This window comes from Streptomyces sp. NBC_00038 (assembly GCF_026343635.1).
In the GTDB taxonomy this organism is placed as follows: Bacteria; Actinomycetota; Actinomycetes; order Streptomycetales; family Streptomycetaceae; genus Streptomyces.
Map to the genome: position 1 here is coordinate 4,443,240 of NZ_JAPELQ010000001.1, position 26,654 is coordinate 4,469,893.

19 protein-coding genes, 1 tRNA gene and 1 pseudogene are annotated in these 26,654 nt (G+C 70.7%); 15 read left to right on the forward strand and 6 right to left on the reverse strand.

Annotated features, from left to right (window positions below; genetic code table 11):
- Positions 1–9 precede the first annotated feature (9 nt).
- The 5 genes and pseudogenes from OG219_RS20085 to OG219_RS20105 all read left to right on the forward strand — a co-directional run.
- The gene (locus OG219_RS20085) at positions 10–1,620 is read left to right on the forward strand and encodes a flavin monoamine oxidase family protein (protein WP_266828358.1); all 1,611 of its coding nucleotides are present in this window, start codon (positions 10–12) and stop codon (positions 1,618–1,620) included.
- Positions 1,617–2,258 carry a Rid family hydrolase gene (locus OG219_RS20090; protein ID WP_266828360.1) on the forward strand — a complete coding sequence of 214 codons (642 nt, stop codon included), beginning with the start codon at positions 1,617–1,619 and terminating at the stop codon, positions 2,256–2,258. The genes OG219_RS20085 and OG219_RS20090 overlap by 4 nt, the downstream gene beginning before the upstream one ends.
- Before the next feature lie 86 nt (positions 2,259–2,344).
- Positions 2,345–4,783: a hypothetical protein gene (locus OG219_RS20095; protein ID WP_266828362.1), complete on the forward strand. Its 2,439-nt coding sequence runs from the start codon at positions 2,345–2,347 to the stop codon at positions 4,781–4,783.
- Positions 4,784–5,139: 356 nt separating this feature from the next.
- The gene (locus OG219_RS20100) at positions 5,140–5,583 is read left to right on the forward strand and encodes a DUF485 domain-containing protein (RefSeq protein WP_266836160.1); all 444 of its coding nucleotides are present in this window, start codon (positions 5,140–5,142) and stop codon (positions 5,581–5,583) included.
- Positions 5,580–7,211: pseudogene (locus OG219_RS20105) on the forward strand (cation acetate symporter); the annotation flags it as partial. The gene OG219_RS20100 and the pseudogene OG219_RS20105, both read left to right, overlap by 4 nt.
- A gap of 231 nt (positions 7,212–7,442) precedes the next feature.
- Here OG219_RS20105 and OG219_RS20110 read toward each other — a convergent pair.
- The 4 genes from OG219_RS20110 to OG219_RS20125 all read right to left on the reverse strand — a co-directional run bounded on the left by OG219_RS20110 (position 7,443) and on the right by OG219_RS20125 (position 13,539).
- Entirely contained in the window at positions 7,443–8,330 is an 888-nt protein-coding gene (locus OG219_RS20110) for a cellulose-binding protein (RefSeq protein ID WP_266828364.1), read from the reverse strand.
- A gap of 120 nt (positions 8,331–8,450) precedes the next feature.
- Complete coding sequence (locus OG219_RS20115; RefSeq protein ID WP_266828366.1) at positions 8,451–9,461, reverse strand: LCP family protein; 1,011 nt, start codon at positions 9,459–9,461, stop codon at positions 8,451–8,453.
- Between the two features lie 75 nt (positions 9,462–9,536).
- Positions 9,537–12,503, reverse strand: coding sequence for an SUKH-4 family immunity protein (locus OG219_RS20120; protein ID WP_266828368.1), 2,967 nt, complete (start codon positions 12,501–12,503; stop codon positions 9,537–9,539).
- Positions 12,504–12,510: 7 nt separating this feature from the next.
- A complete protein-coding gene (locus tag OG219_RS20125) occupies positions 12,511–13,539 on the reverse strand; it encodes an SMI1/KNR4 family protein (protein ID WP_266828370.1) in 1,029 nt (342 codons plus the stop codon).
- 229 nt (positions 13,540–13,768) lie between these two features.
- Here OG219_RS20125 and OG219_RS20130 point away from each other — a divergent pair, with 229 nt between their 5' ends.
- Positions 13,769–14,272, forward strand: a complete 504-nt coding sequence (locus tag OG219_RS20130) for a YwqJ-related putative deaminase (protein ID WP_266828372.1) — start codon at positions 13,769–13,771, stop codon at positions 14,270–14,272.
- A gap of 95 nt (positions 14,273–14,367) precedes the next feature.
- The gene (locus tag OG219_RS20135) at positions 14,368–14,862 is read left to right on the forward strand and encodes an SUKH-3 domain-containing protein (protein ID WP_266828374.1); all 495 of its coding nucleotides are present in this window, start codon (positions 14,368–14,370) and stop codon (positions 14,860–14,862) included.
- Positions 14,863–15,393: 531 nt separating this feature from the next.
- Here the strand turns inward: OG219_RS20135 and OG219_RS20140 are convergent.
- Entirely contained in the window at positions 15,394–16,707 is a 1,314-nt protein-coding gene (locus OG219_RS20140) for a sensor histidine kinase (RefSeq protein ID WP_266828376.1), read from the reverse strand.
- Between the two features lie 228 nt (positions 16,708–16,935).
- Between OG219_RS20140 and OG219_RS20145 the strand changes: the two genes are divergently transcribed.
- From OG219_RS20145 to OG219_RS20170, 6 genes are all read left to right on the forward strand, one after another.
- Positions 16,936–17,007: transfer RNA gene (locus tag OG219_RS20145), tRNA-Gln, on the forward strand.
- 119 nt (positions 17,008–17,126) lie between these two features.
- The gene (gene glmU / locus OG219_RS20150; protein ID WP_266828378.1) at positions 17,127–18,575 is read left to right on the forward strand and encodes a bifunctional UDP-N-acetylglucosamine diphosphorylase/glucosamine-1-phosphate N-acetyltransferase GlmU; all 1,449 of its coding nucleotides are present in this window, start codon (positions 17,127–17,129) and stop codon (positions 18,573–18,575) included.
- A 122-nt stretch (positions 18,576–18,697) separates the two neighbouring features.
- Entirely contained in the window at positions 18,698–19,672 is a 975-nt protein-coding gene (locus OG219_RS20155; protein ID WP_266828380.1) for a ribose-phosphate diphosphokinase, read from the forward strand.
- Between the two features lie 194 nt (positions 19,673–19,866).
- Positions 19,867–20,448, forward strand: a complete 582-nt coding sequence (locus tag OG219_RS20160) for a 50S ribosomal protein L25/general stress protein Ctc (protein ID WP_266828382.1) — start codon at positions 19,867–19,869, stop codon at positions 20,446–20,448.
- Positions 20,449–20,532: 84 nt separating this feature from the next.
- Positions 20,533–21,135, forward strand: a complete 603-nt coding sequence (gene pth, locus OG219_RS20165; RefSeq protein WP_266836161.1) for an aminoacyl-tRNA hydrolase — start codon at positions 20,533–20,535, stop codon at positions 21,133–21,135.
- Positions 21,136–21,236: 101 nt separating this feature from the next.
- On the forward strand, positions 21,237–21,734 hold the full coding sequence (locus tag OG219_RS20170; protein WP_266828384.1) for a hypothetical protein: 498 nt from the start codon (positions 21,237–21,239) through the stop codon (positions 21,732–21,734).
- Between the two features lie 77 nt (positions 21,735–21,811).
- Here the strand turns inward: OG219_RS20170 and ppc are convergent, their stop codons facing one another.
- Positions 21,812–24,544, reverse strand: a complete 2,733-nt coding sequence (gene ppc / locus OG219_RS20175) for a phosphoenolpyruvate carboxylase (RefSeq protein WP_266828386.1) — start codon at positions 24,542–24,544, stop codon at positions 21,812–21,814.
- Between the two features lie 413 nt (positions 24,545–24,957).
- On the opposite strand from ppc, the gene OG219_RS20180 reads away from it, so the two are divergent.
- The gene (locus OG219_RS20180) at positions 24,958–25,974 is read left to right on the forward strand and encodes a fatty acid desaturase (RefSeq protein WP_266828388.1); all 1,017 of its coding nucleotides are present in this window, start codon (positions 24,958–24,960) and stop codon (positions 25,972–25,974) included.
- On the forward strand, positions 25,971–26,651 hold the full coding sequence (locus tag OG219_RS20185) for a TetR/AcrR family transcriptional regulator (RefSeq protein ID WP_266828390.1): 681 nt from the start codon (positions 25,971–25,973) through the stop codon (positions 26,649–26,651). Before OG219_RS20180 ends, OG219_RS20185 begins: the two co-directional genes overlap by 4 nt.
- Positions 26,652–26,654 lie beyond the last annotated feature (3 nt).

Genomic DNA, 26,654 nt, shown 5'->3' on the forward strand with positions numbered 1-26,654 from the left:
GAGACACTGATGACCCAAGAAGCATCCAGACGCAACTTCCTGAGATCCGTCGGAGTCGCGGGCGGCGCCGGAATGCTCTACTCGGCGATGGGCGCGCTGGGGCTGGCCCCGGTCCCGGAAGCACGGGCGGAGGCGTACCGGCCGCCCCGGAAGAGCGACTTCACGCTCACCGGACAGAGCGGCAAGAACGGCAAGAAGGTCCTGATACTCGGCGGCGGCATAGCCGGCCTGGCAACGGCGTACGAGCTGGGCAAGGCGGGCTACGACTGCCGGATCCTGGAGGCGAAGGACCGCCCCGGCGGCCGCAACTGGACGGTCCGCGGCGGCACCACGCTCACCGACCTGGACGGGCGCACCCAGACAGCGTCCTTCACCAAGGGCCAGTACATGAACGCGGGCCCGGCCCGGCTGCCGCAGTCCCACGTCACGCTCGAATACTGCCGCGAACTCGGCGTTCCGCTGGAGGTGTTCACCAACCAGAACGCCAACGCGTACATCTACCACGAGAACAGCGCCGCCCTGGCGGGCAAGCCGATCCGCTGGCGCACCGCGAAGGCCGACGCCTACGGATATGTCTCCGAACTGCTCGCGAAAGCCACCGACCAGGGATCCCTGGACACGGAGCTCACCGCCGACGACAAGGAGCGGCTGATCGCGTTCCTGCAGAACTTCGGTGCCATCAAAGGCAAGGCCGACGGCTTCGCCTACACGGGCTCCGACCGGCGCGGCTACTCGGTCGAGCCGGGTGCGGCCTTCGAGGAGGGCACGGTACTCGGCCCGGTGCCATCGTTGTCAGACGTCATCGGGAGCGGCGTCGGGCAGCGCTTCTCCTTCGAGTTCGGCTACGACCAGGCCATGCTGATGTTCCAGCCGGTGGGCGGGATGGACGCGATCCCGTACGCGCTGGCGAAGGCTGTCGGCCAGGACCGGATCACCTACGGCGCCGAGGCGACGGAGGTCAAGGACCTCCCCGACGGTGCCGAGGTCGTCTACAAGGACGCACAGGGCCGGACCCGCAGCCGGCGCGCCGACTTCGTCGTGGCAGCGGTCCCGCCCATGGTCATGGCCCGGGTCAAGCACAACCTGGGCGCGGACATCACCGCGGCGCTGAAGTACCCCGTCGCGACGCCGGTCGGCAAGGTGGGCCTCGAATACCGCAGCCGCTGGTGGGAAACGGACGAGCACATCTACGGCGGCATCACGCCGACCGACACCGACCTGGCCACCATCTGGTATCCCTCGTACGGCTACCAGGGCCGCCGCGGCACGCTCATCGGCTACTACAACTTCGGCGCCAACGCCGTCGCCTACAGCGACCTGCCGCACGCCCAGCGGGTGGAGCGGGCGCTGAGCCGGGGCGTGAAGATCCACGGAGCCAAGTACCGCACCGAACTCGACCGCTCCTTCAGCGTGGCCTGGCACCGCACGCCCGACATCGAGGCCGGCTGGGTGGGCTGGCCCTCGCAGACCGGCCCGGAGTACACACTGCTCAACAAGCCCGCGGGCCATGTCCACTTCGCCGGCGACTGGCTCAGCCATGTCATCGCCTGGCAGCACGGTGCGTTCACCTCGGCCCGCAAGGTCGTCACTGACATCCACGAAAGGGTGATGGCCGCATGAAGCGGCGTACGAAGATCCTGACCGCCACGGCCCTGACCGGCACGCTCCTCACCGGCGGCACCGCGCTCGCCGACGCCGGGAGCTGGTGGCCCGGCCCGAAGACGGTACGCGTGATGCTGCCCGAGGGGCAGACCAACCCGTCCATCGCGAACGGCGTGGCGCTGGGCGGGGAGGTGGCCGTCTACCAGAGCAGCGGCCTCGGCCCGACCGCGCTGAACCCGAGCGCACCGGCGGGCACTCCCGAGAGCTTCACCGACCCCGCTCTCACCGAGGGGGCCACGGGTGTCACGATCACCGAGGCCCAGGCCCTCGTCGTTCTGCGCAACATCAAGACCAACCTGGAGGCCGCGGGCCTGACCCCGGCCGACGTCATCACGATGAAGGCCTATCTTTCCAATCCGCCGGGCGCGGAGATCGCCGACTACGCGGGCTGGAACCGTGCGTACCGGCAGTACTTCGCCAACATCGACCTGAAGTCGCACGAGGTCGTACCGGTACCCATGGGCACCTCGCCCGCCAAGGCCCCGCTGCTCGCCAACGACGCCCGCCCGGCCCGGGTGTCGACGGAGGTCGCCTCGCTGCCCGTCCCGGGCTGGCTCGTCGAGGTCGAGGTGACCGCGAGGTACAAGAGGCGTTAGCCGGGGGCACCCCCGAGTCCCTTGTCCGGGTACGGTCCGCCTCGCGCAGGAGGCGGACCGCAGCCCGGCCCATGTGTGCTGGATCCATGGGCTTGAACAGGCGTACGGCGATGAAGGCGGGCCTCCTGACGGCCGCGGCGTCAGCGATGGGTCTGAACTCGGCACGAGCGCAGGGCACACAGGGCACACAGGGCACTTCGAAGCCCCCGGTGCTCACGGTCCAGGGCGAGGCGGCGGTCCGGACGAACATCCCGGCCCCGGTCGTACGGGACCGCCGCGCGTCCGGGGGCCGTTACCTCGCTCTGAACACCAAGAAGAAGCCCCCGAAGGAGGGTTGGTACGCCACGTACGCGGTCCGGGCCCCCGAGGCGGGCGTGTACGCGCTGACCGCGGTCGCCACGGCCCCGGTCGAGACACCGCACACCGAGGCGACGGCCTCGTACCTCCAACTCGCCCTCAAAGAGTGCCGGTTCATCGAGATCGCCCGCTCCCAGCCGTACTGGTATGAGTCGAAGCCGGCCTGGGGCCGGCTCTCCGTCCTCGACCTCGGCGAGCTCGAACTCCGGCGCGGGGAGAACACGTTGACGTTCCGGGTGACGGAACCGGCGGTCCTGGAGACCGGGACGGCGTACGCGCTCGCGCTGGACCGCTTCACGCTGCGACGACGGGAGGGGGTGGAGCTGAGCGAGGTCCGCGCGGGCGGCGACGGCACGCTGGGCACGTACCGGTACGGGGAGCCCGCGAGCCTGACCCTAGGCCTGCACGGCCGCCACGACGACCCGTACCGCGTGCGCTACACCGTGGTCGACTACTTCGGGGAACGGGTCGCGGAGGGGTACGCGACGATCGCGGCCGGCGAGACGACGGTGAAGATCCCGCTCCCCCAACTCCCGCCCGGAAACTACCGGGTTGCCGCATCCGGCGCCGACGCCAGTGATGCCGAAGGGGTGGTGGGCCACTTCGCCTGTCTGCCCGCTCGCCCCGCCCCGTCCGGCGACGCCAACCGCTTCGGCGTAAACGTCTGGGCCACCTCCCTCATACCCCCCTCCCGCCTGGACGCCTTCGCCGCCGCCATGCGGGACATGGGCGCGGGCTGGATACGGGACGGCCAGGCATGGCCCGCGGCCGAGCCGACCCCGGGCACGTACGACACGGAACACCACGACCGGGTCACACGGACGATGCGCCGTCACGGCCTCTCGCCCCTGGAGGTCATGTCACCCGCCCCCGAGTGGGCCATGACGACCGCCTCGCTCCCCCTCCCCGCGGACCTGCGGCATGCGTACCGCTACGCCCGCCGCCTCGCCTCCGGCCGCCCCGCCGCCGTCCAGCTCTCCAACGAACCCGACGTGGACGTCACCAGCAGCACCGGCGACGCCCACGCGGCCTTCGTGAAGGCGGCGGCACTGGGCATCGCGGACACCCCCGACCGGCCGCTCGTCGTCCTGCCGGGCATCGCGCAGGCGGGCCACTTCCAGGACCTGATGCTGGCGAACGACGTCGTGCGGTACGCGGACGTCTGGGCGTTCCACGGCTACCCGGCCCCGGCCGAGCAGGACGAACCGGCCTTCCCGGGAGCGGCGGACGAGCAGCGCGAACTGGCCGAGCGGCTCGGTGCGGGTGAGGTACCGCGGTGGATGACGGAATGCGGCGCGTTCTTCGCGGTGCGGCCGGGCGTCGATCTCACGCCCGGCCAACAAGCCGTCCAGGCCCGCTACTTGGTCCGCTCGATGGTGGAGGGGCTGGCGGCGGGGAACGGTCGGCAGTTCTGGTTCGCGGGTCCACCGCTGCACGACGACGGCGTGTACTTCGGGCTGCTGAGCCGGGAGTTCCAGCCACTGCCCGCGTACAGCGCGTGCGCGGCGCTGACGTCGTTGCTGGGCGAGGCGCACTTCGTCGATCCGGTGAGCGGGTTGCCCGCCGGGGCGGTCGGCTTCGAATTCGACTCGGGGCGGGGCGAGTCGGTACGGGTGCTGTGGGCGGCGAAGCCGGTGCGGATCCCGGTGCCGGGGGCGACCGTGCACGACATCATGGGCGGGCAGATGGCGACGGCCTCCGCCGAAGTGACCGTGTCCCGGGACCCCGTGTACGTGGTCACCGCGACCGCTGCCCGCCCGAAGGCCCACCCGACCCCACCCCACCGGCCCTCCCTCTCCCCCGCCGAACACATCGTCCTCAGCCAGCGCTATCCCGCCCGGAACGCCGCCCCCAACAAGGACAACGGCGACGCCGAACCCCCGCTGGGCTACCGCCTGTCCCGCCGCACCCGGATGTCCCTGGACGTCTACAACTTCACGTCCACCTCACGGACGGTGACCGTGAGGGCCCGTCCCGCCGGGGGTTGGTGGGTACGGACGGCCGGTCCGGCCCGGGTCGAGGTCCCGCCCCAGGGCCGTACGACGCTGGAATTCACGATCACCGCGGGCCGCACGGTGGCACACCGGACCGACCACCGCCTGGACTTCACCGCGACACTCGACGGCGAGACGGTGCCGCCGTCGGTGTCACTGATTCAACTCCGGTAAGCAGACGGTCACTTGGGCTCCCGCCGCGATCAAGCCTCACCTTTCCCCCGCAGAGAACCCACAGTTGCGGGAGAGGGGGGAGTGAAACCCCTGGTCACCGAAGTAAGCGCATACCGACCACCCAGTTCGGCGAAAGACTCCCGCACCCCGTCTACCAGCGAGTAGCGTGCCTCGCCCACCCCCCAGCTCCCTGCGGTCCGCACCGGAACCCGCACCACGCAAGGAGAAACGGGATGCCTGACTCGTTCTCGTCCCCGGAGTACCAACCGCCGAACCAGCACCCGGACCAGCACCAGCGCCCCGATCAGCACGCGTATCCGGACCAGCACCCGTACCCGCAGGACTACCCGGACTACCTGGACTACCCGTCCGAGCCACCCGATCCGCCCCAGCCGCCCGATCCGCCCCACAACTCCTCCCCCTCCTACCTCACTTACCCCTGGCAGCCACCGCCGCCGGAGCCCGTGAGGAGACGCACCCCACGTCACCACGCACTCGGCCGGCACAGCGACATGCGTCTGCTCCGGACCGCGTATCGCAGACAGCGGCGCGTGGCGACGCTCACGGCGCTCGGATACTTCGTCCTCTTCCTGCTCCTGTCGGCGTTCGCGCCGGGCCTGATGACGAGCAGGGTCTCCGGCGGGCTGTCGGCCGGGCTGCTGCTCGGTCTGCTCCAAGTCCCCGTGGCCTGCCTGGCGATCTGGCTGTACGAGTACACGGCGCGCCGGAGTGTCGACCCGATCGCGGACCGGATCCGCAAGCAGACCGAGCTGGACGCCAAGCGGGAGGCGGCACGATGAGCGGGTTCAGCAGTTCGGCGCAGGCGATGTCGCTTGTGGCGTTCACGACGGTGGTGACGATCACGCTGCTGCTGTGCGTGCTGACGGGCCCTGACCGCGACGACCTCGACGAGTTCTACACCGGGTCCCGGACGCTGTCGCCGATGCGCAACGGCCTTGCCATCGCCGGGGATTACATCTCCGCGGCCACGGTGCTGAGCGGGTGCGGGGTCATCGCGCTCGCCGGGTACGACGGGGTCGTACTGACCTTGAGCGTCTGCCTCTCCCTCGTGCTGCTGATGTTCCTGCTGGCCGAACCCCTGCGGAACGCGGGCCGGTTCACGATGGGGGACGCACTCGCACGGCGGATGCCGGGGCGCGCCGTGCGCATCGCCGCGTGCGCCACGACGATCATCGCGCTGCTGCCGCTGATGCTGGTCCAACTGGCGGGTTCCGGCGACCTGTTGGCCTTCATCCTCGGATTCTCCAACGACTCCCTCAAAACGGGCTGCGTCATCGGCCTCGGCGCGCTGATGATCAGCTACGCGGCCGTCGGCGGCATGAAGGGCACCGCGCTGATCCAGATCATGAAGATCGTGATGCTGCTCGGCTCGGGCGCCGTCGTCGCCGTACTCATCCTGAACCGCTTCGACTGGAATCCGGGCGCGCTGCTGGACGCGGCGGCGCAGGGCAGCGGCGCGGGAGAGGCCTTCCTGCAGTCCGGACTGCAGTTCTCGGGCGGCGCCAACCCCCGCCTGGACATGATCAGTTCGGAACTCACCGTGGTCCTCGGCGGCGCGTGCCTGCCGCACGTCACCATGCGCATGTACACCGCGAGGAGCGCCCGTCAGGTGCGCCGCTCACTGTCCTGGGCGGTGCCGTGCGTGGCGCTGTTCGTGCTCGTCGTCACCGTCATCGGCTTCGGCGCGACGGCCCTGATCGGCAGCGCGACGATCGCCGGCGCCGACCCTCAGGGCAACACGGCGTATCTGCTGGGATCGCAGGCCGCCTTCGGCCCGGACGTCTCGACGGCCGAGACCCTCATCTTCACCACCGTCACCACGGCGATCTTCCTGACGCTGCTCGCCTCGGTCGCCGGAATGATCCTGGCCTGCGCCAACTCCCTCGCCCACGACCTGTTCGCACACGCCCGGGTCTTCCGCGGGAACCGCCGCCACACCGACGAGCTCTCCCCGCGCCGCGAGATGCTCCTGGCCCGTGTATCCGCCCTGGCGGTCGGCGCGGTCGCCATTCTCCTGGCCACCCTCGTCCAACACCGCAGCCTCCAGCCCCTGATCACCCTCTCCTTCTGCCTGGGCGCCTCCGCCCTGGCCCCCGCCCTGATCTACACCCTCTTCTGGCGCCGCTACACCCGAACCGGCCTCCTCGCCACCCTCATCGGCGGCACCCTCACAGTCCTCCTCCTCATGCCCGGCACCAACCTCGTCTCCGGCTCCCCCGCCGCCGCCTTCCCGAACGCCGACTTCAACTGGTTCCCGTTCACGACGACCGGGCTCGTGTCGATCCCGCTGGGGTTCGCGTACGGGTGGCTGGGGACGGTGGCCTCGGGCCGGAGGAAGGCGGTGGAACAGAGGAAGCAGTACGAGGCGGTGGAGGGGTGGATTCTGGCGGGGGCGGTGCGGAGGAGGGGGTGATGCGGGGGAGGGGGTGATGCGGGGAGGGGGTGACGCGGAGCTGGATTGGCGAGTTGCGCCTGCCAACGTACCGAGACGGGCGGGTGGGCGGGAAACACGCCGCGGAGCGGCGAAGAGGAGCCCGCGGAGCGGGCAGAGGGCGCCCTTCCGACAGGGCGAGTCGGGCGGGTGGGCGAGCAAACCCGCCGCGGAGCGGCGAAGATCCCCACCGGGGCCCAACCCCGGCTACTCCGCCGGCGCCCGCCCAGTCAGGGTGGTCAGACTCGACCGCACGTGGTCCATATGGGCCCGTACGTCATCCCACCGCTCCCCATGATCCCGCAGCACCCGCTCGGTCTCCCGAGCGATCAGATCCTCCCGCACCCGCGCCTCCGCCAGCACCTCGCCGGCCCGCGCCCCCGCCTCCTCCTCCCCGTGCCGAGCCGACTCCTCGGCCTCGGCAAAGGCCCGCTCGGCCTCGGACAACGCAGCCTCGGCGCACGCAACCCGCTCCGCGTACTGCGCGTCGAGCGCGGCCTCCCGCTCGGCGGCGGCACGAGAGGCCTCCTCCCAGCGCTCCGCGTGCTCCTTCTCCTGCTCGGCGAGCAGCCCCTCCGTCCGCTGCCGCACCTCCCGCAGCGCGGCGAGGGCCTCACCGCGGTTCTCCTTGATGTCCCGCCGGGCGGAGATCCGCAGGTCGTCGGCCTCGGCACGGGCGGCGAGAAGCCGCTGCCGGGCGCGTTCCTCGGCCTCGCCGCGCACCTCGGCGGCGTACGCCGCCGCGGCCTCGCGCACGCGCTGCCCCGCCGCCTCGGCCTCGTCGACGACCCGCTGGACCTCCAGGCGTGCGGTGTCCCGTACGGACGCGGCCTCCTCCTCGCCGAGCGCGAAGATCTGCCGGGCGCCTTCACCGAGCGTCTCGTAGGTCTGCGGGGCGAGCGTCGCCACGACCTCCCGCAGCCGCTCCGCCTCCGCCTCCATCTCCCTGGCCAGCACGGTCAGCCGGGCGGCCCGCTCCCAGGCGGCGTCGCGGTACCGGGAGAGCGCCGCGGCGTACGCGTCGACCTGCTCGGGACGGTAACCACGCCCCCGTACGGCCATGAAGCCGTACGGCGGCTCCGATGCGCTGCTCATCCTTGAACCCCTCTCCGCCGGACACACACGAAATGACGAATGATTTCGCGCACATCTTGATGGATCACACGGAAGTGTTCATAACGCGACACTCCGCCCATCTGTCCGGTCAAAGGTGAGTCATTTGAGGTCAGAAGCCGGAATCGTCCTGTCGTCGCGAAGTGCGGAGAAGAGCTGTTCGGCCTTCACGGAGTCCCACTCGACGACATCACCAACCCCTTCGACGGTGGTCTCCTCCCCCACCGGAACGGTCGTCGTGGCCCCCTCCCCGCCCGCGAGCTCCTTCATCCGCAGCCCCATCTGCGCCAGGTCCCGCACCCCGGTCCCGTCGTCCACGGTGAGCGCGTCGAACGAGGCCCCGAGCCACGGAATCAGCCGCCACGGCGGCACCACCACAGCCGCGCTCATCGCCTTGTCCGCGACCGCGCTCACCAACTGCCGCTGCCGCCGCACCCTCCCCAGGTCCCCCAGCGGATCCGAGTACCGGGCGCGGACGTACTCCAGTGCCTGCGTACCGTCCATCCGCTGGCACCCGGCGTCGAAGTCGGCCCCCGACTTCGTGTCGTGCAGCCCGCCCTTCGCCACGCAGATGGTGACGCCGCCGAGCGAGTCGACCACGTCGACGAAGCCGAGGAAGTCCACCTCGGCGTAGTGGTCGAGTTTCAGCCCGGTGGCCCGTTCGACGGTGCGGGTGAGGAGCTTGGGACCGCCGAGCGCGTACGCCGCGTTGATCTTGTTCTTCCCGTGCCCCGGGATGGCGACGTAGGAGTCCCTCGGGATCGACACCAGATACGGGCCGCTGTCCCCGTAGTGCAGGACCATGATCGTGTCGGTGTTGAACACCTCGTCGTTGCCGACGTGCAGCTTCTTGCGCTGCTCGGGGGTCAGTTCGGAACGGCTGTCGGTCCCGATCAGCAGCCAGTCCGCCCCGCGGTCCGCGCTCGGTCGATCGGCGTACGTGTCGAACGCGTCCGCGTGCCGCAGACGCGAATCCCCCCAGAAGTACAGGCCGATTCCGTACGCGACGACGACCAGCACCAGGGTCAGCAGTGCCAGCGCCAGCCGCTTGAGCCACCGGCGCCCACCGCGACTCTCACGCCGGCGCTCTCGCTGTTCGGGCCGCGTACTCATGACCGCATGATCGAGGCGCCCGACCTTTCCCGCAGGTCGAGCGCCCCGTTCGTACGTACGCCGGCTCCAGCCGCCCTACAGCAGGCCGTCCCACATCTGTTCGAGCAGCACCGACCACCAGCTCTCCGGCGACCCGAGGGCCGCCGGGTCGAGGGAGGCGAGCTGGGCCTGGAAGTCGACGGTCCAGCGGCCCGCCTGCTCCTGGTTCAGCCCGAAGCGCAGCCGCCACATCCGGCCGAGGAGGGCCAGGCAGCGCGCGAACTCGGGCAGCCCCGTGTTCACGAACTGCGGCGCCACCGAGGCACCGCCCGGCCCCGCCTCCACCGGCACGGCCACGATGTTCGCCGTGCCGTACTGGACACAGATCGCCTTGCCGAAGTCACTGCCCATCACTAGGTACGAGCCCGCGTCCGAGGCCGGCTGCACCCCGCGCTCCGCCGCCAGCTCGGCCAGCGTCGGCACCGGCCGGCCCGGCTGGGCCTGCGCCCAGAAGAACGGCCCCAGGTCGACCGGAAGCCCGGCCACCACCAGCGTGTGCGCCACGATGTTCGGCACACCCTGCCGCGACACGGCCACCTGGTCGAACCGGAACACCCCCGGCCCGAACGCCGCAGCCAGCTCCTGCCCGATCGCCTCGGGCGCGATCGGCGGCGCGGGCTGCACCGGCGGAATCGGCGCCCGCACCGGCGCGGGCCGCGCCGGCCCGTCCGCCACCTGGTGCAGCTCGCCCTGGTGAGCGAGGAGTTGATGCATCCCCTGCTGGCGGCTCGCATGGTCCGTGCCGTACGGCGCGATGCTCGTGATCCGCGCCTGCGGCCACGTCTCCCTGATCATCCGCGCGCAGTACGCACCCGGCAGCTCACAGGACTCCAACTCCGTGTGCAGCTCCAGCACCTGCTGCGGCGGCACGTTCATCGCCCGCAGCTCATGCAGCATCTGCCACTCCGGATGCGGCGTCCCCGGCGCCGAACGCCGGATCAACTGCTGCTCGGAACCGTCCTGCGCCCGATAACGCAGTACGGCCTGATACCCGGGCCCGACGGTCGGCTGCCCCGCCTGCGGATAGCCGTACGCCGGGGGCTGCTGACCGGGACTCCCCGGCTGACCCGGCATGGGCTGACCGCCCAACGGCTGTCCGGGCAGCGGCTGGGGCGCACCCGGGGGCATTCCAGGGGCGTGCGGGAGCGGCGGTGCGCCAGGGCCCCCGACGGGCGGGCCCGAGAGCACGGTCGCGGCGTGGTGGACAGCGCCGGGGGGCGTACCACCGGCGGGGTTCGGCGCGGCGGGTACACCAGGGACGCCCGGCGGCTTGGGAGCACCAGGCGTACCCGGAGCGCCCGGCGGCTGGGGCGCCCCGGGGCCCCCGACAGCCGGCCCCGACAACATCGTCGCGGCGTGATGAACACCGCCCGGAGTGTTCGGACCACCGGGCGCACCGGGCTGCCCCGGAGCGCCAGGTGCCGCGGGCGCACCGGGCACACGCGCCCCTGCAGGCCCCTCGGGCCCGCCCGGCCCGTCCGGCCCGAGCTGCGAGACAAGCTGGGTCGGCACATACCCGCCCGCGGGAGTACCCGGGGCACCGGGCCCGGATTGCGGAGGCGGCGGCGCATTCCCGGGCCGCGCGCCCGGCACTCCCGGCGCACTCGGCGGAGGCGGGGCGCTCGCCCCACTCCGCGCACCCCTCGGAGGCTGCGCCTTGCTGGTCGCGGCGTCGGCGATGTCACCGGCGTTGGGGCGCGAGGGCGCGGCGGGCGGCGTACCAGGAGCGCCCGGAACCTGCGGCGCGCCGGGCGGCGGAGTCCCGGGCACACCACCGGGCCCCTGCGGGAACCCGTACGCGGGCGCACCCTGAGGAGGCGCGCCCTGCGGCCCACCCGCAACCGGAGCACCGGGCGGCGGCGTACCGGGAACGGCCGACCCCTGCGGCACGCCGGGCGGCGGAGTCCCCGGGACTCCGCCCGGCCCCTGCGGATAGCCGTACGAAGGCGCGCCCGGAGGGGGCGTGCCCTGCGGACCGCCGGGACCCTGCGGATAGCCGTACGAGGGCGGGGCACTGGGCGGCGCACCCGGACCCTGCGGCGCGTTCGGCCCCTGCGAGAAGGCGGACGGCCGAGGGGAGTTGGGGCCGCCGACCGCCGGAGCCTGAGCCGTGGGCGGAAGTTGGCTGCCCCCGGACATGAGGGCGGTCTTGGCATCCGGCGCCGGACCGGGCGGGGTTCCGGCGTCGTTGACGTCGGTCAGCGGCGGCGCGAACACGGTCGCCGGCAGCGGTACGGAACGGTCGTCGCCGGCGTCCGCGTTGGTGTCGGTCCCCGCCCAGGGGGTCGCGTCGGCAGGCACGCCCGGTGCCCCCGCGTCCTGAGCGCCGCCGGCCGCGGGCCACGCCGTACCCCCACCGGGAGCCGAGGGCGCACCCGGCACGAAGTGCGCCGGGGGAGCGTCGGCCGGTGGCGCGTCGGCCGGAGACGGCGTCGAGTGCGCCCCGGCCCCAGAGGCCCCGTTCGGCACTCCGCCCCCGGCGGACGCACCGTACGCCCCCGGCGCGGAAGCCACCCCACCCGCACCCTCACTCACACCCGAGCCCGAATCCGCACCGGAACCGGCGGCAGCACGAGCCCCCGCCCCGTCCGAAGCCCCACCCCCACCCCCACCCCGCCGATCCGGAATCCCCAACTTGTCCGCGGCCTCCTGCAACCACTCGGGGGGACTCAACAAGAAGGACGTCTGGTTCAGGTCGACACGAGCCGGAGGAGCCGGCGCCGCCGTTTCCGGAGCCGCGTCCGGCACCCCGTACTGCTCCTCGTACCGGCGGATGACCTCACCCACCGGCAGCGAGGGCCACAACGTGGCCTCCCCGCTGTCGCGGGCGATGACCAGCCGCTGCGCGCCCCCGTCGGAACGCGGACCGCCGGCCCGGTCCTCGGCCCACACCACGAACCCGAGTTCGAACTCCCGTACCCGCACCTCACGGTGCTGATACGCGACCACATCCCCGTTGATCCACTCTTCCGCGCGCTCCTGCGCCTGCGCGAAGGTCACCATCGAACGCTCACTCCCCCACCGAAGACGCAGAAGCCACCGCAGACCCCGAACCGGCAGCCGCCGCCGAGACGGGAACAGCACGCGCGAAGCCGCCGTCCACCATCAGGTTCGCCACCGTCTCCAGCTCCGGCGGATTGCCCGCGAGCCGGGACAGGAACTGGTCGAAGTCAGCGCCGCAGGGCAGCAGCAACCGCGCCACCCGCTCCGCCGGCGGCCAGGCATCCTGATCGCGGACATCGTCGTACGCGCAGAACCAGACCGAACCGACCGCGTCGCCCTTCACCTTCACGGCGAGCAGACCGCCCTGCACGAATCCGACGCACAGGTAGTCCTTGGTCAGATGGTCGCGCAGGCACTTGTTGATGTAGACGAGGTCGTTGAGGGCGGCCTCGTCGCGCACGGTGAAGAGGGGCTGGTCGACGAGCAGCCCCAACTCGGCGTCGAGCGCGGCGCCCACCGGCGCGCAGCCCCCGGCCGCCTTCAGGAAGGACCGGTACGCACCGGGCAGCCGGTAGCCGAGGTCCTCCTCAACTCCCTGCACCTGCTGCTCGGTCACCGCGACCGACGACTTCTGCAGCCCGAAATGCACGGGCCGCGTCTCCTGCAACGGCCGCGTACCCCGCTTGTCCTGATCCACCGGCGCGGTCGCGAGCCCGCCGTGGTGCCGCAGCAGCGCCTTCACGTCCACGGGGACCAGTTCGAGCCGCCGGGTGCCCGGCACGTGGTGCCAGGTCCAGCCGTGCGGGGTCGCCACCGCGGGGATCGTGTCCCACAGGTCGTGTCCTGAGGCGGCGAGCGCGGCGTTCGCGGAGACGTAGTCCGTGAGCCTCAACTCGTCCACGCCGAAGCCCTCCGGGGGCTCGGCGATCTCCGCGGCGGCACGCGCATACGCCGAGAAATCGGGATAGCCGTACTCGTCGATCCGCACCCCTCTGGGGTGACGGGCCGCCCGGACCGGGTCCGGGAAATGTACGACCTGCCCGGCGTATGCCGCGTTCGGCGGCGCGGCTTGCTGCCCGAGCCGACCTGTCGTCATGGCGGTTGCCCCCTGCGGCGTCGTCAATAGCGGTATGGATCGCGGATGTCGACAGCCTATGCGGTTGGACGACACCGGTCACCGGGCCTCCGGTTCCGTGACCTGCCGTCACCCCGCCGTGACGGTGCGACGAAGACCGGGCGTGTCGCGTGGCCCCAGCTTCCCCACCCACCACGCCATTTGGCAGTCTGTCTCCGCACCGGGGGATGCACGGGAGGGAAAAACGATCATGAACGCGACTCATATCGGCACGTCCGGGGACCCGCGGGTCGGCTGGAGCAGCGCCGAGGCGCCGCACATCCCTGCCCTCCTGCACCGCCGCGACGGCATACTCCCGACCGTGGCCGCCGCCCTCTCCGTACGCGGCGAGACCCTCACCGGCACGGCGGCCCGCGGCGACCAGCCACCCGCCCTCCACCCGCTGGTGCAGGACTTCCTCGACACCCTCACCAGCGCACAACGCGACCGCTTCACCGGCCGCTGCGCCGAGGCGATCCTGATCTCCCGCCACATCGCCTCCGTCGACGCCGCCCGCAGCAAGCGCGCCGGACGCAAGCCGATGACGAACGGCGAGGCCCGCAAGGCGCTCAAGCAGGCCAAGCTCACCGCCCGCCGCATCCGCGAGGACGGCGATCCGCTGCACGGCAGCTTCGCCGCGCCCTGCCGCTCCTGTACGGCACTCAGCGACCACTTCGGCGTCCGCGTCGTCGACCCGACGGCCCCCGACGCCTGAACCACAACCACTCCCCCCGCTCACGTACGACGGCGACGGCGCCCGCTCCCCGACGGCCGCCCCCGCCTCCCTGACACTCGACGAACGAAGGGCAGATGCACGCCGACCGCACCTCCACCACACGCTTCTCCGTCCCCGTGGACGCCGCGCTGCGCTCTGCCGGGTGGCAGCCCGGGCGCTGGGACATAAAGCAGGCCGAGTACTGGGCCGATGCCCTGCGCGGGCACGAGTCGCCTGCCGGGCACCAGCACGCCGTGTTCCCCGCGGCGGTGGAGGCATGGGCGGAGTTCGGCGGCCTCCACGTCACCTCGTCCGGACCCGGCCGCCAGATCGCCCCCTCCACGCTCCACTTCGACCCCCTCCACGGCCTCCACCTGGCCCGCACCCTCGGCGACCTCGGCCGCGCCCTCGACACCGAGGTCTGCCCCCTCGGCGAGGAGGCCGACAGCCGAGCCCTCCTGGCCATCGACGCCGAAGGCCGCGTCTACGCCCTGGACCACACCGGCGACTGGTTCCTAGGCCCCGACATGGACGCCGCCCTCACCACACTCCTGTCAGGCATCACCCCAGTCCGCCTGACCGCCGGCTAGCCCGAGCCCCCAGAGACGTTCTTTCGCCCCCTCCGCCCCTACCCATCCCGTACCTGGGGGCTGCCGCCCCCAGACCCCCGCATCGGCCTGAACGGCCTCGTCCTCAAACGCCGGACGGGCTAAAGGATTTTCCCCAGCCCGGGGCTAAGAGTGCGGCCCCCACGGGTGGGTGGGGGATCGGGACGGCACCACCTCGCCCTCAAACACCGGACAGGCCGAAAGATCCCCCCGGCCCGGAGCCAAGAGCGCGGCCCCCACGGGCGGGTGGGGAATCGGGATGACACCACCTCACCCTCAAACGCCGGACGGACCGAAAGATCTCCCCCGGCCGGAGCCGAAGAAGGAAGGGCGGAGCCCCGCAGCCGAATGACAACGGAAGGGGGCGTGCCGGTACGTCCAAATGCCCGTCGCGTACGTTCGCGTCACCGGACCCTCGCCACTAGCCCCACGTCTGATCCGGCGGCGACGGGCGGGACGTACCGGCACGCCCCCGACCCACCCACCCACCCACCCGGCGGCAGGCACGGCCCCTCACCCACCCGCCGGAATAACCGCAGACACCCGAAACCCACCCGCATCCGTAGGCCCCGAAACAAAAACCCCCCCGAGCGCACTCACCCGCTCCTTCATCCCCAGCAACCCGTTCCCCCCACTGGGCAGATGCACAGAAGAAGCCGCCCCCGGCTCCGGCGGACACTCGTTCTCCACCTGCATCGCGATCTCGGACACCCGGTGCGCCAACCGCACATGCGTCTTAGCCCCCGCCGCATGCTTGTGAACGTTGGTAAGAGCCTCCTGGACAACGCGATACGCGGTCTGCTCGACCTCGGCCACATACCCCGGCGAGTCACCCTCGACCGACAGATCGACCACCATCCCCGCAGCCGCCGACTGCCCGATGAGCTCATCGAGCTCGGCGAGCGACGGCCCGTCCAGGGCAACGGAATCCGCGACCCGCGACGCCGCAGCCGCAGCCGCCACGGCCACCGCCGCAAGCGGCATCGGCTGAACCCGCGAGTCCAGCCCCTCCTCCGTACGCAGCACACCCAGCATCTCGCGCAGCTCGGTCAGCGCCTGACGCCCCATGTCCCCCACGAGCGCCGCGTTCCGCACGGCCTTCTCGGGATCCTTCCGCGCGACGGCCTGAAGCGCCGCGGCGTGCACCACCATCAGACTCACCCGGTGCGCGACCACGTCGTGCATCTCACGGGCGATCCGCGTCCGCTCCTCGTTGCGCGCCCACTGCGCCCGCTCCTCCGCCCGCTCGGCAAGCAACTGCAGCTCCCGCTCCAGCGAGTCCGCCCGCTCCCGCAGGCTCTCCATCAGCCGCCGCCGCGCCCCGACGTACAGCCCGAGCAGTACGGGCGGGGCGGTCATCCCCAGAGCGGTGGTGAGCGAGATGAAGGGGACGAACCAGTCCCCCATCGCCACATCCCCGCGCACCACACCCTGGTGCGCCCGCACGAACGTCACGATGAGCATCCCGGCGAACGACATCGCCGCCAGCGCCCCGATGATCCGCCGCGGCAGCTCGGACGCGGCCAGCGTGTACAGCCCGACGAGCCCCATCACGAAGCCCATCTGGGCGGGCGTGATGGCGATCGACACCAGGACGACGGCGATGGGCCACTTCCGCCGCAGCAGCAGCGTCAGCCCGGCGAGCACCCCGAACGCCACCCCGACCGGAACCGGCAGCCCCGCGTCGTGCGCGAAGGGAACCCCCTCGATGCCGCACTCGGCGGCAGACACCCCCGCGAGCCCCGCGTCCAGCACGGCACTACGCCACCTGACCCACCACCACGGCCCGGTACCGGCCGCGGTGTGCTCTTCCCCCGTCGTGGTCATGCCTCCAGCCTACGGTCGCCCCCCGCCCCTTTTCCGGTGAGTTTCGGCTACTGGCCTACACCACACCCCAAAATCGAACGGAAGCGAAACCGCCCGGTATCACTCAGCATTGCTCGGCGCAGGTGAGCGGGCCCGGAGTTGTACCGTCGCACGGAAGGCACCTGGTACGGCATAGTGTTGGGTGCCCACTCGGCGACCCGACCAATTGTCCGGTTCAGTCGAGTTTGATCCCCCGTGGTGTAATTGGCAGCACTGTGGCTTTTGGTGCCATCTGTCCGGGTTCGAGTCCTGGCGGGGGAGCAATAGCACGGTTCGGGTCCTGACAGCCAAGTCAGGGCCCACTCTCATATCCCCCCTGAAACACCCCGGTATCCTGCGGATGTCCACACCCCAGCCATCCGCACCGAAGGACATACCCCGTGAGCGCCAATCGCCCGGCAGCCGTCGTCGTACTCGCAGCGGGTGAGGGCACCCGTATGAAGTCGGCCACACCGAAGGTTCTGCACGAACTGTGTGGCCGTTCCCTGGTGGGTCATGTGCTCGCGGCAGCGCGCGAGTTGGAGCCCGAGAACCTGGTCGTCGTGGTGGGTCACGCCCGCGAGAAGGTCGTCGCGCACCTCGGTGAGATCGACCCGGGTGTGCGCACCGCAGTGCAGGCGGAGCAGAACGGCACCGGGCACGCGGTGCGAATGGGCCTGGAGGAGTTGGGCGGCGGCGTCGACGGCACGGTGGTCGTCGTGTGCGGCGACACCCCGCTGCTCACCGGGGAGACGCTGAAGAACCTCGCCGCGACCCACAGCACGGACGGCAACGCGGTCACCGTACTGACCGCCGAGGTCCCGGACGCGACCGGCTACGGCCGCATCGTCCGCGACGGCGTCAGCGGCGCGGTCACCGCGATCGTCGAGCACAAGGACGCCGACGGGTCCCAGCGCGCCATCCGTGAGATCAACTCGGGTGTCTTCGCCTTCGACGGGCAGCTCCTGGCGGACGCCCTCGGCAAGGTGCGTACGGACAACAGCCAGGGCGAGGAGTACCTGACCGACGTCCTGGGCATCCTGCGCGAGGCTGGGCACCGGGTCGGCGCCTCGATCGCCGGCGACCACCGCGAGATCGCCGGTATCAACAACCGCGTCCAGCTCGCCGAGGCCCGCCGCATCCTCAACGACCGGCTGCTCACGCAGGCCATGCTCGCCGGGGTGAGCATCATCGACCCGGCCTCCACCTGGGTCGACGTCACCGTCACCTTCGAGCGGGACGCGATCGTGCACCCGGGCACCCAGCTCCAGGGCGCCACGCATCTCGCCGAGGGCGCCGAGGTCGGCCCCAACTCCCGTCTGAAGGACACCAGGGTGGGCGCGGGAGCCCGCGTCGACAACACGGTCGCGAACGACGCCGAGGTGGGCCCGCAGGCGAACGTCGGCCCGTTCGCGTATCTCCGCCCCGGCACCCGCATCGGTCTCAAGGCCAAGGTCGGCACGTACGTCGAGACGAAGAACGCGACGATCGGCGAGGGCACGAAGATCCCGCACCTGTCGTACGTGGGTGACGCGACGATCGGCGAGTACTCCAACATCGGTGCGGCCAGCGTCTTCGTGAACTACGACGGCAAGGACAAGCACCACACGACGATCGGCTCGCACTGCCGCACCGGATCGGACAACATGTTTGTGGCACCTGTCACCATCGGGGACGGCGCCTACACCGCGGCGGGGTCGGTCATCACCAAGGACGTACCGCCCGGTTCGCTGGCCGTGGCCCGTGGCCAGCAGCGGAATATCGAGGGTTGGGTGGCTCGCAAGCGTCCGGGGAGCGCGGCCGCGAAGGCGGCCGAGGTGGCTTCCCGGGAGCCGGAAGGCGACGCCTGACCGGAAACCGGTGCGTCCGACACGGCGTACCGTGATAAATGCACACCCGCACCGTGCACCCAACACCCCAGCTGAGACCACCTCTCAACACCCAGCTGAGACACCTCTGAGGAGACTGTGCTGTGACCGGGATCAAGACGACCGGCGAGAAGAAGATGATGTTCTTCTCCGGCCGCGCCCACCCCGAGCTTGCCGAGGAGGTCGCCCACAAGCTGGGTGTCGGGGTAGTCCCGACGAAGGCCTTCGACTTCGCCAACGGCGAGATCTACATCCGCTACGAGGAGTCCGCGCGCGGCGCCGACTGCTTCCTGATGCAGAGCCACACGGCTCCCATCAACAAGTGGATCATGGAGCAGTTGATCATGATCGACGCTCTGAAGCGGGCCTCCGCCCGGAGCATCACCGTGATCGTGCCCTTCTACGGTTACGCCCGGCAGGACAAGAAGCACCGTGGACGTGAACCCATCTCGGCACGTCTGATCGCCGACCTGATGAAGACCGCAGGTGCCCACCGCATCCTCACGGTCGACCTGCACACCGACCAGATCCAGGGCTTCTTCGACGGCCCGGTGGACCATCTGTTCGCGCTGCCGATCCTCGCGGACTACGTGGGCGCGAAGGTCGACCGCGACAAGCTGACCGTCGTCTCCCCCGACGCCGGCCGCGTGCGCGTCGCCGACCGCTGGTGCGACCGCCTCGACGCCCCCCTCGCGATCGTGCACAAGCGCCGTGACAAGGACGTCGCCAACCAGGTCACCGTCCACGAGGTCGTGGGTGACGTGAAGGGCCGCGTCTGCGTCCTGGTCGACGACATGATCGACACCGGTGGCACGATCTGCGCCGCCGCCGACGCCCTGTTCGCGCACGGCGCCGAGGACGTCATCGTCACCGCCACGCACGGTGTGCTCTCCGGCCCGGCGGCCGACCGTCTGAAGAACTCCAAGGTCAGCGAGTTCATCTTCACGGACACCCTGCCGACCCCGGGCGAGCTGGAGCTCGACAAGATCACGGTGCTGTCCATCGCGCCGACCATCGCGAACGCGGTCCGCGAGGTCTTCGAGGACGGTTCGGTCACGAGCCTCTTCGAAGAGCAGTAGGAGCCGCCGGCCTCCGCCGTCGTAGATCGATTTCTGGTACGGCCTTCCCGCCCAGTAAGCTGTCACAGTTGCTCGGCGAGGGAGGCCGTACCGCTTTCAAAGGCGTACGGCGGTCCGTTATCGACGCGCTCTTCGTAGCAGGCCGATGTTCGGCCGGGTGACCACCTTCCCCATTTGATCTACGAGGAGTGAACATGGCCGACGTCAAGCTCGCCGCCGAGACCCGCACCGAGTTCGGCAAGGGCGCCGCCCGCCGCATCCGTCGCGAGAACAAGGTTCCTGCCGTTGTCTACGGTCACGGCGCCGAGCCCGTCCACGTCACGCTGCCGGGCCACCAGCTGCAGCTCGCCCTGCGTACCGCGAACGTCCTGCTCACCCTGGACATCGACGGCAAGACCGAGCTGGCGATCCCGAAGGCCGTCCAGCGTGACGCGATCCGGGGCTCCCTCGTGCACGTCGACCTGCTCACCGTGAAGAGCGGCGAGAAGGTCACCGTCGAGGTCTACGTCCACACCGAGGGCGAGCTGGCCCCGGGCGCGTACCTGCTCGAGCACGTGCTGAGCACGCTGACGGTCGAGGCCGAGGCCACCCACATCCCCGAGTCGGTCACCGTCTCCATCGCGGGCCTCGAGGCCGGCGCGGCCATCCTCGCCAAGGACATCCCGCTTCCCGAGGGCACCACGCTGGTGATCGACGAGGACGCGGTCGTCCTCCAGGTCCTGGCCGCCCAGGCGGAGGAGGCCTCCGCGGAAGAGGCCGAGACCACCGAGGCCTGATCCTCACCGGGTCATAGTTCGCCGGCCGCCGCTCCCCCGGGAGCGGCGGCTGACGCGTATCAAGGACGCATGGGAGACACGGACGTGACGACGACGACCGACGCAGCCGCCCCCTGGCTGATCGTGGGGCTCGGGAACCCCGGGCCCGAGTACGCCATGAACCGGCACAACGTGGGCTTCATGGTGGCCGATCTGCTGGCGGAGCGGATCGGCGGGAAGTTCAAGCGGGCCGGCAAGGCGCAGGCGCAGGTGATCGAGGGGCGCATCGGCCCGCCCGGACCGGCGAACCGGCGGGTGATCCTGGCCAAGCCGATGTCGTACATGAACCTGTCCGGCGGCCCGGTGAACGCGCTGCGCGACTTCTACAAGGTGCCGCTCGCGCATGTAGTCGCGATCCACGACGAGCTGGACATCGACTACGGCGTCCTGCGCCTCAAGCTCGGCGGCGGCGACAACGGCCACAACGGGCTGAAGTCGATGACGAAGGTGATGGGCCCGGACTACCACCGGGTGCGGTTCGGCATCGGGCGTCCTCCGGGGCGTATGCAGGTCGCCGATTTCGTACTGAAGGACTTCTCGTCGGCGGAGCGCAAGGAGCTCGACTACCTCGTGGACCGCGCGTCGGACGCCGTGGAGTGTCTGGTCATCGACGGCCTGGAGCGGGCGCAGAGCTCTTACAACTCCTGAGGGCGACCGCCCGGCGCGCCGCACCGAAAGGTACGCACAACTCGGGACTTGTCCCCCACCGGAGTTGACCGAGCGCACGGCCATGGCCAATGATCCCCGCCATGCCTGCCGTCATCTCAAGTCAGGGCTCCCGCCAGAACGCGTACGCGGCCCTGCGGTTCGGACAGCTCGCGACGATGGGTACGGTCGCGGCGCTGATCCTGATCGCGGGCATCTGGGGCTCCTGGGGCACGGCTCAGCACGTGATGCTGGGCAAGGGCCGGGAGCAGGGGACGATGACCGTCACGGCCTGCTCGGGCGAGACCTGCACGGGTCCGTACACGCCCACGTCGACGGGATCGGAGGCGCGGGACCGCGTCACGATCGAGGAGTCGGTCGCGGTGAAGAAGGGCCAGATCTACTCGGTCACCGTGAAGCCGGGCAGCGATGACGTGGTCCGCTCGGGCCCGGCCGGACTCCTCTACGCCTGGATCCCGCTCGGCGGCGCCCTGCTGCTCGCCTCGGTGGTGGTCGCGGGCGGCCTGCGGCTCACCCGGCTGGCGTGGCTGCTGGCGGGGGCGGGCTTCGTGCAGCTGACGGTGACGTTCCTGGCCCTGTGACCTGTATGAACGACCTGTATGAATGACGGCGCCCCCGTGTTCCCACGAACACGGGGGCGCCGTCGTACGACCGGCGGTCAGCCGGTGTTGCGCAGTCCCGCCGCCACGCCGTTGACCGTCAGGAGCAGGGCCCTGGACAGCAGCGGGTCGGGGGCGGAGCCGGCCGCCGCCTCGTCGCGCTGACGCTTGAGGAGGGCGACCTGGAGGTAGGAGATCGGGTCCAGGTAGGCGTCGCGGATGGAGAAGGTCTGCTGGAGGACGGGGTGGGTGTCGAGCAGCTTCTCTCCGCCGGTGATGCGCAGCACCTCGCGGACGGTGAGCTCGTGCTCGGCGCGGATGGCGTCGAAGACGTGCTTGAGCTCGTCCGGTACGAGAGTGTCGACGTAGTGGCCGGCGATCCGCAGGTCGGTCTTGGCCAGCGTCATCTCGACGTTGGAGAGGAAGTTGCGGAAGAAGTGCCACTGGTCGTGCATCTCGTCGAGCACGGTGTCGAGGCCGGCCTCGCGCAGGGCCTTGAGGCCGGAGCCGACGCCGTACCAGCCGGGGACGATCTGCCGGGACTGGGTCCAGCCGAAGACCCAGGGAATGGCGCGCAGTCCGTCGAGCGAGACGCCCGAGCCGGGGCGGCGGGAGGGCCGTGAGCCCAGGTGCAGGTCGGCGAGCTGGTCGACCGGCGTGGAGGCGAGGAAGTAGGTCGGCAGGTCGGGGTCCTCGACGAGCCGGCGGTACTCCTGGTGCGCCGCGTCGGAGACGACGTCCATCGCCGCGTCCCAGCGGGCCAGCGCCTCGTCCGACTGGCGCGGCGAGGTGTGCAGGGCGGAGGCCTGCAGCGTGGCCGCGACGGTCAGCTCCAGGTTCTCGCGGGCCAGCGAGGGCACCAGGTACTTGTCCGAGATGACCTCGCCTTGCTCGGTCACCTTGATCTCGCCCTCCAGCGTGCCCCAGGGCTGCGCGAGGATCGCGTCGTGCGAGGGGCCGCCGCCACGGCCGACGGTGCCGCCGCGGCCGTGGAAGAGCCGGAGCCTGACCCCGTAGCGGTGGGCGACGTCGCGCAGGCGCCGCTGCGCCCGGTGGATCTCCCACTGCGAGGTCGTGATGCCGCCGAACTTGGAGGAGTCGGAGTAGCCGAGCATGACCTCCTGGACGTCTCCGCGCAGCGCGACGAGGCGCCGGTAGGAGGGGTCGGAGAGCATGTCCTCCAGGATGGTGTCGGCGGCCTTGAGCTCGTCCGTCGTCTCCAGGAGCGGCACGATGCCGATCTTCGCCCAGCCGCCGTGCAGGTCGAGGAGACCGGCCTCGCGGGCGAGCACCGCCGCCGCGAAGACGTCGTCCGCGCCCTGGCACATCGAGATGATGTACGACTCGATGACCTCGGGCCCGAAGATCTTCAGGGCCCGCTTGACCGTCTCGAACACGCCCAGGGTCTTCTGACCGGCGGCGTCCAGCGGAGCCGGCGTCGGGGCCAGCGGGCGCCGGGACCTGAGCTCCTTGGCGAGGAGCTTGGTGCGGTAGTCGCGGGGCATGTCGGTGTAGCGCCAGGACTCCTCGCCGAGGCGGTCGAAGAGCTGGCCGAGCGCGTGGTGGTGGGCGTCCGCGTGCTCGCGTACGTCCATGGTGGCGAGCTGGAGGCCGAAGGCGGCGAGCGTACGGATCGTACGGTTCATGCGGCCGTCGGCGAACAGCGCGCCGCGGTGCTCGCGCAGCGAGGACTGGATCTGGGTCAGGTCGTGGAGGAGCTCGGCGGTGCCGAGGTAGTCGCGTCCGGCCTCGTGCGGGGTGCTCGCGGCCAGCCGCTTCTTGGTGTTCTCCAGCTTCTGGCGGATGCAGGTGGCCTTGAGCCGGTAGGGCTCCTCGGCGTTCAGCCGCTTGTAGCGGGGGCTGATCTCGGGGAGCCGCTCCAGGTCGGTCTGGAGGGAGGTGAGGAGCTCCTCGGTGGCGCCGGTGTACCTGATCGAGTTCGACAGGAAGCCGCGGAGCTCGTCGATCAGCTCCAGGGCGTCGTTGATGCCGTGCTCGTGCTGGAGGATCAGGACGTCCCAGGTGACGTCGGGGGTGACGTTCGGGTTGCCGTCCCGGTCGCCGCCGATCCAGGTGCCGAAGGTGAGCGGGCGGGTCTCGTCCGGGAGGGTGACCCCGACGCGCTCCAGCTCGGCGGTGAGGTCCTCCAGTACGTCCCCGACGGCGCCGGCGTGCAGCTCGTCGAGGTAGTAGATGGCGTTGCGTGCCTCGTCGGCGGGCTCGGGGCGTACGACGCGCAGCTCGTCCGTCTGCCACACCAGGTCGATGTTCTCGGCCAGGCGGGTGTCGTAGCGGCGGCGGTCGGCCTCGATGACCGGGGTCTCCAGAAGCGCGGCGATGCGGCGCAGCTTGTTGAGGACCGAGCGGCGCGCGGCCTCCGTCGGGTGCGCCGTGAAGACCGGGCGCACGTTCAGGTTCTTGACCGTCTCGCGCAGGTGGTCGGGGTCGGCGTCCTTGAGCCGGTCCGCCGTACGGGCGAGGAGGCTGCCCTCGGCGGCGCGCTTGGCGCGCAGTTCGCGGCCGCGGTGCACCTGCTCGGTGACGTTGGCGAGGTGGAAGTAGGTCGAGAAGGCGCGGACCAGCTTGGCCGCGGTCTCCAGTTCGGTTCCGCGCAGCAGCTCGGCGGCGGCCTCACCGTCCTCGCGGGTGAGTCGGCGGACCTTCTCGACCAGTTCGAGGAGCTCGGGACCCTCCTGGCGGACCAGGGTCTCGCCCAGCAGGTCACCCAACCGGCGGATATCGGCGCGCAGCTCGCTGCTGGTCGTCGTGGTCTGGTCGTCGGCACTGCTCACAGGTGCGGCTCCTTGCAGTGTTGAAGCTCGTCTGAAGAGTGTGGAAGCTCGTCTGAAGCTCGTCTGGGAGGGAACCCGGGTGGCGACCGCGCGGCGGGTGCCGCTTAGGAACGTGGCATCCGGGAATTAATCAGAACGGACCGCGCTGTCCGACCGACTCCAAGGATAGGTGTCCACACGGACGCGCAGGCTCACGGGCTCTTGCCGCCGGGCTACGCGCTGCCATACTTACGACGCCGTAGGTTACGGAAGCGTAGGGAATCCCGTCAGATACAGGGAGCATCCTGGGTTCCGTACCCCGGTACCGGGAGGACCTGAGGACCCTGAAGACCCCGGGATCCGCACCCCGGGCATCTGGCTCAACTCTCACCCCGGACATCTGTCTCCACCCTCGAACCCCACAGGGGACGCCCATGACCACGAGCTCCGATGTGATCGACGACGCCCCGCAGGCGAACAACGACGACGGCTCGCTTCCCCCCGCCACGCTGGGCGGCGAGAAGAAGGGGTCGCTCGAGCAGATCGCGCTTCTCCTCTTCATCGTCGTCCCGTTCCTCGCACTGGTGGCCGCGGTGCCGCTGGCCTGGAACTGGGGCGGAGTGAGCTGGCTCGACCTCGGCCTGCTGGTCTTCTTCTACTACCTGGGTTGCCACGGCGTCACGATCGGCTTCCACCGCTACTTCACCCACGGCGCCTTCAAGGCGAAACGCCCGCTGCGGATCGCGCTCGCGGTCGCCGGTTCGATGGCGGTCGAGGGGCCTCTGGTCCGCTGGGTCGCCGACCACCGCAAGCACCACAAGTACTCCGACGCGGAGGGCGACCCGCACTCGCCGTGGCGCTTCGGCGAGACCCTTCCGGCGCTGATGAAGGGCCTGTGGTGGGCGCACATCGCCTGGATGTTCGACGAGGAGCGGACTCCGCAGGAGAAGTACGCACCGGATCTGATCAAGGACTCGGCGATCCGCACGATCTCGCGTCACTTCATCTACTGGACGATGCTCTCCCTCGCCCTCCCCGCGCTGATCGGCGGTCTGGCGACGATGTCCTGGTGGGGCGCGTTCACCGGTTTCTTCTGGGGCTCACTCGTTCGAGTGGCGCTGCTGCACCACGTGACCTGGTCGATCAACTCGATCTGCCACGCGGTGGGCAAGCGCCCCTTCAAGTCGCGTGACCGCTCGGGCAACGTGTGGTGGCTGGCCGTGCTCTCCTGCGGCGAGTCCTGGCACAACCTGCACCACGCCGACCCGACCTCGGCGCGGCACGGTGTGGAGCGCGGCCAGCTGGACTCCTCGGCCCGGATCATCCGCTGGTGCGAGCAGCTCGGCTGGGCGTACGACGTGCGCTGGCCGTCACGCTCGCGTATCGATTCCCGCCGGAATACGGACGGGCCGGACTCCCGCCGCAAGACGGAAGCAGCCGAAGCGGCATGATTGACGGCGTGGCGACCGACTCCAGCAGCACCCCGAGCAGCAATGAAAAACCGCGGCGCGCTCGCCGCACCCGCATGACCGGCGCCGAGCGCCGTCAGCAGCTGCTGGAGATCGGCCGCACCCTCTTCGCGGCCAAGGGTTTCGAGGGCACCTCGGTGGAGGAGATCGCGGCGAAGGCCGGCGTCTCCAAACCAGTGGTCTACGAGCACTTCGGCGGCAAGGAGGGCCTGTACGCGGTGGTGGTGGACCGCGAGATGCGCCGCCTCCTCGACATGGTGACCAGCTCCCTGACGGCGGGCCACCCCCGCGAACTGTGCGAACAGGCGGCCTTCGCACTCCTCGACTACATCGAGGAGTACACCGACGGCTTCCGCATCCTGGTCCGCGACTCCCCGATCCCCCAGTCCACAGGCTCCTTCGCCTCCCTGATCTCGGACATCGCGACGCAGGTCGAGGACATCCTGGGCCGCGAGTTCAAGAACCGCGGCTTCGACTCCAAGCTGGCCCCCCTGTACGCCCAGGCCCTGGTCGGCATGGTGGCCCTGACCGGCCAGTGGTGGCTGGACGTCCGCAAGCCGCGCAAGGCGGAGGTCGCGGCGCATCTGGTGAACCTGGCGTGGCACGGCTTGGACGGTCTGGAGGCGAAGCCTCGCCTGATAGGCCACCGCAAGGCCTGATGA

What these genes read in the sequence shown, in the direction of transcription:
- OG219_RS20085 (WP_266828358.1), top strand. Translation starts at nt 10, where the DNA reads ATGACCCAAGAAGCATCCAGACGCAACTTCCTGAGATCCGTCGGAGTC.
- OG219_RS20140 (WP_266828376.1), bottom strand. Translation starts at nt 16,707, where the DNA reads ATGACCACGACGGGGGAAGAGCACACCGCGGCCGGTACCGGGCCGTGG.
- OG219_RS20115 (WP_266828366.1), bottom strand. Translation starts at nt 9,461, where the DNA reads ATGAGTACGCGGCCCGAACAGCGAGAGCGCCGGCGTGAGAGTCGCGGT.
- OG219_RS20130 (WP_266828372.1), top strand. Translation starts at nt 13,769, where the DNA reads ATGAACGCGACTCATATCGGCACGTCCGGGGACCCGCGGGTCGGCTGG.
- OG219_RS20090 (WP_266828360.1), top strand. Translation starts at nt 1,617, where the DNA reads ATGAAGCGGCGTACGAAGATCCTGACCGCCACGGCCCTGACCGGCACG.
- OG219_RS20135 (WP_266828374.1), top strand. Translation starts at nt 14,368, where the DNA reads ATGCACGCCGACCGCACCTCCACCACACGCTTCTCCGTCCCCGTGGAC.
- OG219_RS20110 (WP_266828364.1), bottom strand. Translation starts at nt 8,330, where the DNA reads ATGAGCAGCGCATCGGAGCCGCCGTACGGCTTCATGGCCGTACGGGGG.
- OG219_RS20170 (WP_266828384.1), top strand. Translation starts at nt 21,237, where the DNA reads ATGCCTGCCGTCATCTCAAGTCAGGGCTCCCGCCAGAACGCGTACGCG.
- OG219_RS20095 (WP_266828362.1), top strand. Translation starts at nt 2,345, where the DNA reads ATGGGCTTGAACAGGCGTACGGCGATGAAGGCGGGCCTCCTGACGGCC.
- OG219_RS20185 (WP_266828390.1), top strand. Translation starts at nt 25,971, where the DNA reads ATGATTGACGGCGTGGCGACCGACTCCAGCAGCACCCCGAGCAGCAAT.
- OG219_RS20120 (WP_266828368.1), bottom strand. Translation starts at nt 12,503, where the DNA reads ATGGTGACCTTCGCGCAGGCGCAGGAGCGCGCGGAAGAGTGGATCAAC.
- OG219_RS20125 (WP_266828370.1), bottom strand. Translation starts at nt 13,539, where the DNA reads ATGACGACAGGTCGGCTCGGGCAGCAAGCCGCGCCGCCGAACGCGGCA.
- OG219_RS20180 (WP_266828388.1), top strand. Translation starts at nt 24,958, where the DNA reads ATGACCACGAGCTCCGATGTGATCGACGACGCCCCGCAGGCGAACAAC.
- OG219_RS20160 (WP_266828382.1), top strand. Translation starts at nt 19,867, where the DNA reads ATGGCCGACGTCAAGCTCGCCGCCGAGACCCGCACCGAGTTCGGCAAG.